Genomic DNA, 12,028 nt, shown 5'->3' with positions numbered 1-12,028 from the left:
TCTCATTTGTATATTTTTACAAAACCCAAAACCCAAAACCCAAAACCCCATAATTGAAACTACATCGATTAAACAGAACGAGTACAAATGATAGTTCCTTCACAATAGCTCATGATGAGTATCCATTTTTTTTAAAAGTATGGCATCATCATCCAGAATTAGAACTAGTTTTAATATTAAAAAGTACAGGTACACTTTTTATTGGTGATGGTATTATTAATTTTAAAGAAAATGATGTTGTTTTAATTGGGGAGGACATACCCCATATATGGCTGAACGATGAGGTTTATTTTAACGAAGATTCTGAATTATCTTCAGAAGCGATTGCAATTCATTTTAATAAATATTTTTTAGGAGAAATTTTTTTAGATATGTTTGAAATGAAAAGAATTCTCCAAATGATACATCATTCAGGACAGGGGATTAAATTTTTTGACGTAAAGAAAGAACTTATTGAAGATATTGTAAGCCTAAAGTCATTTGATCCTTTTATTCGCATTATAAATTTCATTAAGATACTCCATAAGTTATCTAATTCAAAATCTGAAAATTTAGTTAGTTCAGGTTATATTAAAACTTTCAATAAAACTGAAAATAGAACTTTAGATAAGGCATACGAATTTATTTTTAACAACTTTAATCAACCTATTACTTCAATAGATGTTGCTAACGCTGTTAATATGAATAGTTCTTCATTTAGTAGATTCTTTAAGCGTATGCATAGAAAAACATTTACTGCTTATTTAAATGAATTGCGAATAGGGTTTGCTTGTAAATTGTTAATAGAAAATAAACAAAACATAACATCAATTTGCTATGAATGCGGTTATAATAATATTTCCAATTTTAATAGACAATTTAGAAAAATAAAAGAAATGTCACCTACGCAATATGTTAAGATTCATTCGAATTAAACTATTTACAAGCAAAAAAAGTATTAGTATTATAATCTTTAGTATTTGTTATAATTACTCGATAATACTATTTTTACTTGTTTTTAATTTAGAGTAATGATGATGATTATTACTTAAAATTCTTTAGAATTTTTTTTTCATTTTAAATGAATACTTTTTAGGTAAGGATTTTTAGAATATAATAAAGGCAGATTCTAATATTTAATGCTATAAGTGATTTAAATAGGTAATAACTAAAAATATAAACGGTAGATATTTATGTATAGATTTATTATAAGATTATTGTTTTGTTTACTAGTGTTAAATGCATGTGACAAAAAAGAAGATGAACTACAAATCGGACGAGCTGATATAATTCCTAAACCAATAAGTCAAGTAGATGGTGAAGGGCATTTTGAAATAAAATCAACTTCAATAATTACGGTTGAGAATGAAGAGCAGCGAGTTATAGTATCAAAATTTTTTAGTCAATTTCAAAAAGTAGCAGGTTGGATTCCTGAAATTGAAATAGGAGGGCAAGGTGATATTAATTTTAGTACCGATAAATCTATAAAGCCTGAAGGTTATACTTTAAAAGCAACTACAAATAGCATTACTATACAAGCAGCAACAAATACTGGGTTTTACTATGCTTTACAAACTTTAAAACAATTATTACCCATAGCTATTTATAAAAAATCACAGCAAAGTATTCGTTGGGGTATACCGGTTGTAACTATTGATGACTACCCAGCTTTTGGTTGGCGTGGTTATATGCTTGACGTTTCTCGACATTTCTTTTCAAAAGATCAGGTAAAAGATGTAATTGATTTTATGGGAGAACTCAAGTTGAATAGATTTCATTGGCATTTAGCAGATGATCAAGGATGGCGAATAGAGATTAAGAGTTATCCAAAGCTTACAGAAATTGGAGCTTGGAGAATGGATTACAATCATACAGATGAAAATAAATCTGATTGGTGGGGCAGGCCTGCACAAAAACCGGGAGAAAAAGCAACTTATGGTGGTTTTTATACTCAAGAAGATGTCAAAGAAATTATTGCTTATGCCAAAGATCGCAACATTGAAATTATTCCTGAAATTGATATGCCGGGCCATGCTCAAGCAACCATTGCAGCTTATCCAGAAATAGGTTGTGTTAATGCTTTGCCTTATGTTGCCACTGGAGGTGTTTTTAAAAATAATACGTATAACCCTGGAAAAGAAGAAACTTTTCAGTTCGCGGAGAAAATGTTAAATGAAATAATGGATTTGTTTCCTTATAAGTATGTACACATTGGTGGTGATGAGTGTAATAAAGAGCAATGGAAAGTAGACCCTTTTGCACAGCAAAGAATGAAAGAGGAGAAACTAAAAGATGAACATGAATTACAAAGTTATTTTATAAAAAGAATTGAAAAGATTATCAATTCACGTAATCGAATTATGATCGGTTGGGATGAAATTTTGGAAGGTGGTTTGGCTCCTAACGCTACAGTAATGAGTTGGCGAGGAGAAAGAGGTGGTATAGCTTCTGCAAAGGCAGGTCATGAAGTAATTATGACGCCAAGTAATTATTGTTATATAGATTTAAAACAAGGTCATGACGATTTAGAACCTAATTTAGGATATTCACGTTTATTACTTTCAAAAGCTTATAGTTATAAGGTTATTCCAGATACCTTAAATACGGAAGAAGGAAAATTAATAAAAGGAATTCAAGCGAATTTGTGGACAGAATCTATAAGTGATTGGAGTAAACTTACCTATATGACTTTTCCTAGAGTTTATGCAATTGCTGAAACGGCATGGACACCTCATGAAAAGAAAAATTGGAATGATTTTACGAACAGGCTTTTAACGCAATTCGATAGGCTTGACGCTCAAGAAGTACGGTATGCTGTAAGTGCTTTTAGTCCTTGGATAGATCATAAAGGAAATGGAAAAGAGATTGAAGTAACAATGAAAACAGAAGTGGAAGGGCTAACTATTCATTATACGTTAGACGGTACAGAACCTACTTATAAATCGCCTAAATATGAAAAAGGTTTAACGATATCAGAAAATTCAGAATTGAAAGCAAGAGCATTTAAAAATGAAAAAGCCGTTGGGTATATTTCTTCTAAAACGTTCCCTGTTCATTTGGCTAAAAATGCCAATGTTGTAAATGAAAATGAAAATGGAAAGGAAATTAAAGAAATGACGGATTTAAGTTACGGGGCTCTTTCAAAAGGGGATAAAGCATGGTATCATTTTTCTAATAAGGTTGAATTGACTATTAATTTAGGCAAAGAGACTGAAGTAAAAAAAATACAATTTGATGGGTTAAGATTTACCATATCAGGTATTTATCCACCAAAAGAAATTGAAGTTTTTGGCTCCGTTGATGGGAAAACCTATACGTTATTGGCTAAAAAAGAACAATTAGAAGAGGCATCAGAACAAGGAAGAAATAAGGTAAGTACAACTATATCTTTTGATCCTGTTAAAGTGAAAATGTTAAAATTTAAGGCAAGCGGTTTTGAGATAATTCCTGAAGGACATCATAAAAGTGGAAGCTCTTCACAAATATGGATAGATGAAATTGTAGTGAAATAACTTAATATTATTTTATCCTTACGGATGTTTTAGGTCATGAATATGACGGAGCACATTCTCCTACTTAAGGAAGCGTAAAGTGGACTGAGTAATAATTAGATGTGAATTGTTAGACTTTAGAAAAGAGACAAATTATGTAATTTATTGAATTCTGACGGGAGAAGAGCTTTTTAAAATGGGCGTTCATATTTAAAAAAATAGCGTCACCCTTTTAAAAATGAAATTCAAATTAAAAATTTTAATCAATAAAATAATGAAATTCAAATTTACTTTTTTAATTGCTATTTACTTTTTTGGATTTGCATTAAGTGCACAAGAAGATAATTACGAAGAAGCCAAAAAAGCCCTATCAGAGAGGCCTTATCCGCAATGGTTTAAAGATGCTAAATTGGGTATATTCATCCATTGGGGATTGTATTCAGTTCCCTCATATGCAAGCAAAGAGGGGTATTCTGAATGGTTTTTGAGAGGAATGCAAACTAAGGGAGTAGAGAGGATGAAATTTGTAGAAGATATTTATGGTTCCAATTTTACCTATAAAGACTTTGCTCCACTTTTTAAAGCTGAATTATTCAATCCTGATGAATGGGCTTCGCTTTTTGAAAGGGCTGGAGCCAAATATGTAATGTTGGTCTCAAAACACCATGATGGATATACACTTTGGCCGAGTAAATACAACAGAAATTGGAATTCTGTTGATGTTGGACCAAAACGTGATATTGTGGGGGAATTGACAGAAGCCGTACGAAAAACCGATTTAAAAATGGGCTTGTATTATTCACTTAGTGAATGGAATCATCCGTTACATCGTTGGTACACAGATCCACATGATAGTATTGGTAAATATGTGGATGAATATATGATTCCACAGTTTAAAGAATTAGTTAGTACTTACAAACCTACCTTAATTTTTTCAGATGGTGAGTGGTATAATACAGCAAAACAATGGCATGCCCCTCAATTAATCAATTGGTACTATAATTTAGTCGGAGATGAAGCTATTGTAAATAACCGTTGGGGGCATGGTTTAGATACCGGTTTTTTAACACCAGAATACAGTTCTGGCATTAAAGAAACTAATCGTCCTTGGACGGAGGTTCGCGGTTTAGGAAGATCATTTGGTTTAAATCGGAATGAAGATTTGGAAGCCTATGGAACATCAAAAGAACTGATTGAACGTTTTGCTCAAGCCGTTGCAAATGGAGGAGGTATGATTTTAAATGTAGGGCCAAAAGCTGATGGGCAAATTCCAATGATTCAACAAGAACGTTTAGTACAGTTGGGAGATTGGTTAAAAACTAATGGTAGTGCAATTTATGGAGCAACAGCTTATCAAATAACTGAAGAAGAAAAAAGAATAGAAATAGAAGGTCTTGATGAAAATATAGATTTTAATTGGGTGCGTAATTCGCCTATGAAAGGTATAAAAGAAGATAATTTCACTATAGAGTGGAGTGGTTATATTGTCGCCCCAAAAAAAGGAAAATACACTTTTGAAACCAAAGCTGATGATGCTGTAGCAGTCTATATAGATGGAAAACTTATTATAGATCAAAATTATACCGCATCTGGAACGCAGTCTGAAGTTATGGATGCAAATACCACTGCTTCAACGAAAGGAATAGTAAACTTGAAAGAAGGAGTAGCATATCCGATTACTATAAAATATCAAGAAAAGAAGCAAAATGCTTCGGTAAGTTTGTTTTGGGAAAGTAAATCAATAGAAAAGCAAATTGTACCGACAACGGCATTTTTTCAAAACAAAGGAAAAACAAAAAAAGGTTTAAAAGGTGTTTACAGTTCTATGAAAACGCATTTGTGCTATACCCAAAACAATGATAATGTTTACGCCATTAGTTTTGAATGGTACGATGATGAAATCGAATTAAATATTCCGAATCCTGGTAAAACGGCAAAAGTAAAACTTTTGGGCCTCGGCAGAAATTTGGATTGGAAATACGTAAATGAAAAATTAATTATTGATACCAGTTCTATAAAATATGATGAATTACCATCACATGATGCTTGGGTATTTGAGATAGGCTTATAATTGTTTATCATTTCAAATGTTTTCTTTAGTCGAGACCTGAAAAGAAAATTTATAGAGAAATGTTATCAATTTATTAGTTCATTCGGGCGGAATGAGCTAAGAATAACAAACCGAATCTTACAGGTAATACATATGAATAAATTAATAATAACAACTACAATGACAACTATAAATTTATACCGACATACATTTTCCTTATTTCATAGAGGGCTAAAGGCTGTGTTTTTTATTTATATGTTTTTATTATTAATATCATGCACACAAGATAAAGTTGAAATAGATTCACTGGTAATGCCTGTTTCCAACACCATCAAAATAGATGTTGATGACTCTAACGATTCTATTCTATTAAAAGCGGCACATGTTATTCCAACTCCTAATCAATACGAAGCTTTAAAAAATGAATTTATTGCTTTTATTCATTTTGGACCAAACACCTTTACAAGGATGGAGTGGGGAAATGGTATGGAAGATCCAAAAATATTTAATCTCCAAAAATTGAATACTGACCAATGGTGTAAAACCATGGCTGCTGCTCAAATGAAGATGGTTATTATCACGGTTAAACACCATGATGGTTTCGTTTTGTGGCAAAGTCGTTATACCAAACATGGTATTATGTCGACACCTTTTAAGAATGGAAAAGGCGACATTTTAAAAGAGTTATCAGCATCTTGTAAAAAATATGGGCTAAAATTAGGTGTCTATTTATCTCCAGCAGATTTATTTCAAATAGAAAATAAAGACGGACTTTATGGAAACTTGAGCGAATATTCAGAACGTACAATTCCTAGGGCTGTTGAAGGTCGTCCATTTGAAAATAAAACCACTTTTAAATTTAAGGTTGACGATTATAACGAGTATTTTTTAAATCAACTCTTTGAATTATTAACCGAATACGGCTCAATTGATGAGGTTTGGTTTGATGGGGCTCATCCTAAAAGAAAAGGAGGACAAACTTATAATTACATGGCATGGAAACAACTTATTACTACTTTGGCACCTAAAGCGGTCATTTTTGGTAAACAAGACATCCGTTGGTGTGGTAATGAGGCAGGAGGAACGAGAGATACTGAATTCAATGTAATGCCATACGCTGAAAACCCTCAGGAGATGAATAGCTTTGCTGATATTACTGGTGAAGATATTGCCAGTAAAGAGAAATTATATGAGGCCAAATATTTGCACTATCAGCAAGCAGAAACAAATACCTCAATTCGTGAAGGTTGGTTTTACAGAGATGACGATAAGCAAAAAGTTAGAAGTGTCGATGATGTTTTTGATATTTATGAAAGATCGGTAGGAGGTAATTCAACTTTTTTATTGAATATTCCGCCAAACAGAGATGGTAAGTTTTCTGATGAAGATGTTAAAGTATTGAATGAAGTAGGTAAACGCATTCAGGAAACTTATGGCAAAAATTTATTCGAAAACGCAACGGGTTCAAACAATGTATTGGATGAAGATTTAAGCAGTTTCGAAGTATTAGATTCTGTAAATAATGAAATTATTATTATCATAAAAGATCCAATTAAAATCAATAGAATTGCACTACAAGAAGCCATTGCAACGCATGGTGAACGAGTTGAAAAACATGCTCTTGATGCTTGGATAGACAATGCTTGGAAAGAAATTTTAACAGCAACAAATATTGGTTATAAGAGAATTTTACGATTTCCAGAAGTGAATTCAAATAAATTTAGGATTCGAATTTTAGAATCTCGTTTTTATCCTGCTATTTCAAATGTTACAGCACATTACTATAAGCCTAAACCACCTCAACTTGCAATCACAAGAGATATAAACGGTTTCGTAAGTATTCACCCTAAACGACACGATTTTGGTTGGAAACCTCATGGAGAAAATGCTTCTGAAAATATTAATTCGGGTATTAAAATGAGATATACAACTGATGGAAATGAACCAACGTCTGATTCAGAAATTTATATAGAACCGTTTTTATTGGAATCTGGAGAGGTAAAAGCCAAAGCTGAGGCAAATGATGAAAAAGGTAGTTTAACAATGCAGTTATTTGGCATTGTGAAAAAGGATTGGAAGGTTATCGGAGAGGACAACTCGTCTGGGAAACACAGCTCTAAATATGCAATTGATGAAAATTCTAAAACCTATTGGCAATCTGGTCCAAAAAAGCATCTCAATTTTATAAGTATTGATTTGGGAAAAGCCCAAAACATTAAAGGATTTATCTATACACCTCAAAAAGAACACAATGAAGGCATGATAGAAAAAGGTGTTTTAAAATCAAGTAAGGATGGAAAAACTTGGCAGTTGATCGATGAATTTGAATTTGGTAATCTAATTAATGACCCAACTCCGAGGACTCATTATTTTAAAGAAGCAATCACAACAAAATATATACGCATTGAATCTAAAGTAATAGCTGGTGGTGGAAAAACAGCAGCTATTTCAGAAATAGATTTGTTACAATAATAATTTAATGAGAAAATTTTTTAAATATAAAAAACAAGATCTAAAATGGATCTTTAGGCTTAGTATTTTATTGTTGATGTTTATTGGGTGTAAACCCATTGTATCTGATTTATATGTATCAAAAAATAATGATTTCTCTGACTTTAACGATGGGAAAATTGTTTTGAGCACACTTGAAGAAGCAATCAATAAAGTAAATAGGTTAAGAAATAATGGAAAACTTCATCCTATTACAATTCATCTTGAAGCTGGTGAGCACCGAATAACTTCACCGATTAGGATAGGTAATGAACAAGGATCTTTAAAACTGATAGGAGCGGGAAATGACAAAACTATCATAAAAGGATCTAAAAAGTTAAATTTAAGTTGGCAAAAGCATAACAGTGCTATTTGGATCGCAAAAGTTGAAAAAAATGAAATATTTGATGCCTTATATATCAATGGAAAACCGCAAATAATGGCACGTTATCCAAATTATGAAGAAAACGGAGGTCATTGGCAAGGACATGCAGCTGATGCTCTATCTAAAGAAAGAATAAGTTCTTGGAACAATCCTATTGGAGCTTTTCTTCATGTAATGCATAGTGGTGAATGGGGTGATTTTCATTATAAGATTACTGAGATAGATGAAAATGGAGAAGCCAAATTAATTGGAGGACATCAAAATAATCGTCCATCAAAAATGCACGAAAAATACAGAATGGTAGAAAATGTTTTGAGGAATTGGATAGTCCAGGTGAATGGTATTTAGATACTCATGATAATTTATACTATTGGCCTATGGAGAATATAGATTTAGCTAATACTTTGGTAGAGGTTTCAGAACAGAAACATTTAATTGAGATTGTAGGCACAGAGGAAAAGCCCGCAAGTAATATTGAAATTAGCAATTTAAAATTTGAACATACGCAGCGAACATTCATGGAAAAATACGAGCCATTATTAAGAAGCGATTGGACAATTTATCGAGGTGGGGCTATTTTTATTGAAGGTGCAAAAGATATAAAAATTGAAAATTGTGAATTTACTAATTTGGGAGGTAATGCTATTTTTGTCAGTAATTTTAATCGTAATATCGAAATTTCAAATAACCACATTCATAATATTGGAGCTTCAGCAATTTGTTTGGTAGGCTCTCCTGAAGCCGTACGTTCGCCATCTTTCCAATATAATGAGTTCATGCCGCTACCTAAAATGGATACTATTAAAGGACCAAAAAACAACAAATATCCAAGTAATGTATTGGTAGATAATAATTTAATTTACAAAATCGGTCGTATAGAAAAACAAACCGCCGGTGTTGAAATTGCTATGGCAATGAACATAACAGTTAGTAATAATAGCATTTATGATGTTCCCAGAGCAGGTGTTAATATTGGGGACGGTACTTGGGGTGGGCATATCATAGAGTATAATGACGTTTTTAATACGGTGTTGGAATCTGGCGACCACGGTGCTTTTAATTCTTGGGGAAGAGATCGTTTCTGGCACCCTAACAGAGAAACAATGAATGGTATAGTTGAGGCAAACCCTAAAATGCCAACTTGGGATGCTACCCAAACCACTATCATTAGAAATAACAGGTTCCGTTGTGACCATGGTTGGGATATAGATTTAGATGATGGGTCGTCCAACTATCAAATTTATAATAATTTATGTTTAAATGGAGGGATTAAATTGAGGGAAGGATTTAATCGTACGGTTGAAAATAATATTACAATTAACAATGGATTCCATCCACATGTTTGGTTTAAAAATAGCAACGACATTTTTAAAAGTAACATTGTTTTTACGGAGCATAGAGATATCCGTTTACAAGAATGGGGAAAAGAAGTCGATTTTAATTTTTTTCCCGACCAAAAAACTTTATTGGCAAGCCAAAATAAGGGGGTAGACAAACATAGTATTTTTGGGAACCCTCTTTTTGAAGATGCTAAATCAGGAAATTACAAGTTAAAAAATAATTCACGGGCTTTTGAAATTGGCTTCAAGAATTTTGATATGACAGGTTTTGGCGTAAAAAATAAAAAATTAAAAGCCTTGGCTAAAACTCCCAATACACCAATTATATTTTTTAGTGGAGTTAGTGAAAAGTCTTCTGTTTATGAATGGTTGGGAGCAAAAATAAAAAATATAACAACAATTGAAGAACGTTCAGCTGCAGGTTTAAACAAAACAGCAGGAGTTTTAATTACCTCAATTGATGAGAATGGTATAATCGGTAATTCTTCTTTAAAAGTTGGTGATGTTATTATTTCCTGCCAAGGTTTAGAAATAAATGAGTTTGCAAATTTAATGAAATCGTTTCAAAATGATAGTTGGCTAGGTAAACTTGATCTATTGGTTTTTAGAAATCAAAAAGAATTGAAAATTGAATTGCCTCTAAAAAAATAGTATAAACTTAACATATAAATAATTTAATTAAAATGAAGAAATCATTAAAGACAATATTATTTTTAACTTTTTTGAGCCTAATGTTTTCTTGCAATGATAAAAAAGAGCACGAAAAAGAGATCATTCAAAATCCTCCAAACATTATCTACGTCCTTACGGATGATTTGGGTTATGGAGATATTGGAACGTTTAATTCTAATGGTAAAATAAAAACTCCAAATATCGATCAATTGGCAGCAGATGGAATTAAATTTACTGACGCTCATACTTCATCAGCAGTTTGTACTCCTACAAGATATGGAATTTTAACTGGCAGATATAATTGGAGGAGTCCGTTAAAAAATGGAGTGCTCACTGGTGTGTCTAAGGCATTAATTCCAAATAGTAGAACCACAGTTGCTTCTTTGTTGAAAAAACAAGGATATGAAACGGGCTTTATTGGTAAATGGCATTTAGGTTGGGATTGGGCTCTAAAACAGGGGGATTCTGTTGGTGGTACAGGCTGGAATGCCGATGATTATGATAATATAGACTTCTCTAAACCTATAAAAAATGGACCAAAAGAATTAGGGTTTACCTATTCTTATGGGCATTCAGGCTCTTTAGATATGGCACCTTATGTATACGTTCAAAACGGAATGCCTACGGTAATTCCAGATTCTGTTACAGTAAATAAAGGGAAGTATTCTTGGTGGCGAGAAGGACCAACAGGTTCTGATTTTGTACATGAGGATGTTACCCCAAATTTTTTTAAAAAATCATTCAGTTATATTGAACAAAAGGCTAAAAGTGACAAACCTTTCTTTTTGTATTTAGCACTACCATCACCGCACACACCTATTTTACCAACCGAAGAATGGCAAGGTAAAAGTGGATTAAATCCATATGCTGATTTTATGATGCAAATTGACCATTATATGGGGCAATTACTACAAACAGTTGAAGAGGAAGGTATTGCAGAAAATACTGTTATAATTTTCACAAGTGATAATGGATGTTCTCCTCAGGCCAATTATAAAGTTTTGGCTGAAAAAGGACATAATCCAAGTGCTATATACAGAGGTCACAAGGCTGATATATTTGAAGGTGGGCATCGTGTTCCTTTTATTGTAAAATGGCCAAAGCATATTAAACCCAACTCTAGTTCTGATAAAACGATATGTACTACGGATTTATTGGCTACTGTGGCCGAATTAACAAATACAGAACTGAAAGATAGTGAGTGTGAAGATAGTTATTCAATGGTTCCACTTTTTTCTAGTGAAAGCGTTACCAATTACAGTCGTGAAGCTACTGTTCATCATTCCATCAACGGAAGTTTTGCGATACGTAAAGGAAAGTGGAAAATGATTTTTTGTCCTGACTCAGGAGGTTGGAGTGATCCGAAACCGAATTCTGAATTGGCAAAAACCTTACCAAAATATCAACTCTACAATTTAGAAGAAGATCCCGAAGAAGCGAATAATTTATTTAAAGCGAATCCTGAAATTGCTAAAGAATTAAATAGTTTAATGGTTTCAACAATTGAAAATGGCAGAAGTACAGAAGGAGAGTATCAACAGAATGATGCACCGATGAACGGTAAAGTATGGAAGGAAATAGAGCGGTTTAGTCTTTTGAATAAAAAATAATTAAATAGAAA

At 32.6% G+C, this 12,028-nt stretch carries 7 protein-coding genes; all 7 read left to right on the top strand.

Annotation, left to right across the window (positions count from 1 at the left end; all coding sequences use genetic code 11):
* Positions 1–53: 53 nt before the first annotated feature.
* The 7 genes from D3P13_RS14775 (at position 54) to D3P13_RS14745 (ending at position 12,017) form a co-directional block, all read left to right on the top strand.
* Entirely contained in the window at positions 54–914 is an 861-nt protein-coding gene (locus D3P13_RS14775) for an AraC family transcriptional regulator (protein ID WP_117883638.1), read from the top strand.
* 258 nt (positions 915–1,172) lie between these two features.
* Complete coding sequence (locus D3P13_RS14770; protein WP_117883637.1) at positions 1,173–3,491, top strand: family 20 glycosylhydrolase; 2,319 nt, start codon at positions 1,173–1,175, stop codon at positions 3,489–3,491.
* A 253-nt stretch (positions 3,492–3,744) separates the two neighbouring features.
* Positions 3,745–5,541, top strand: coding sequence for an alpha-L-fucosidase (locus tag D3P13_RS14765; protein WP_198680038.1), 1,797 nt, complete (start codon positions 3,745–3,747; stop codon positions 5,539–5,541).
* Between the two features lie 132 nt (positions 5,542–5,673).
* Positions 5,674–7,992 carry an alpha-L-fucosidase gene (locus tag D3P13_RS14760; RefSeq protein ID WP_232829205.1) on the top strand — a complete coding sequence of 773 codons (2,319 nt, stop codon included), beginning with the start codon at positions 5,674–5,676 and terminating at the stop codon, positions 7,990–7,992.
* Between the two features lie 7 nt (positions 7,993–7,999).
* On the top strand, positions 8,000–8,743 hold the full coding sequence (locus D3P13_RS14755) for a hypothetical protein (RefSeq protein ID WP_117883635.1): 744 nt from the start codon (positions 8,000–8,002) through the stop codon (positions 8,741–8,743).
* A 29-nt stretch (positions 8,744–8,772) separates the two neighbouring features.
* Positions 8,773–10,386: a PDZ domain-containing protein gene (locus D3P13_RS14750; protein WP_157972925.1), complete on the top strand. Its 1,614-nt coding sequence runs from the start codon at positions 8,773–8,775 to the stop codon at positions 10,384–10,386.
* 32 nt (positions 10,387–10,418) lie between these two features.
* The gene (locus D3P13_RS14745) at positions 10,419–12,017 is read left to right on the top strand and encodes a sulfatase family protein (protein ID WP_117883633.1); all 1,599 of its coding nucleotides are present in this window, start codon (positions 10,419–10,421) and stop codon (positions 12,015–12,017) included.
* Positions 12,018–12,028 lie beyond the last annotated feature (11 nt).

This window comes from Aureibaculum luteum (assembly GCF_003449015.1).
GTDB lineage: Bacteria > Bacteroidota > Bacteroidia > Flavobacteriales > Flavobacteriaceae > Aureibaculum > Aureibaculum luteum.
The sequence above is the reverse complement of the archived record's forward strand: the minus strand, read 5'-3'. Positions and strand labels throughout refer to the sequence as shown.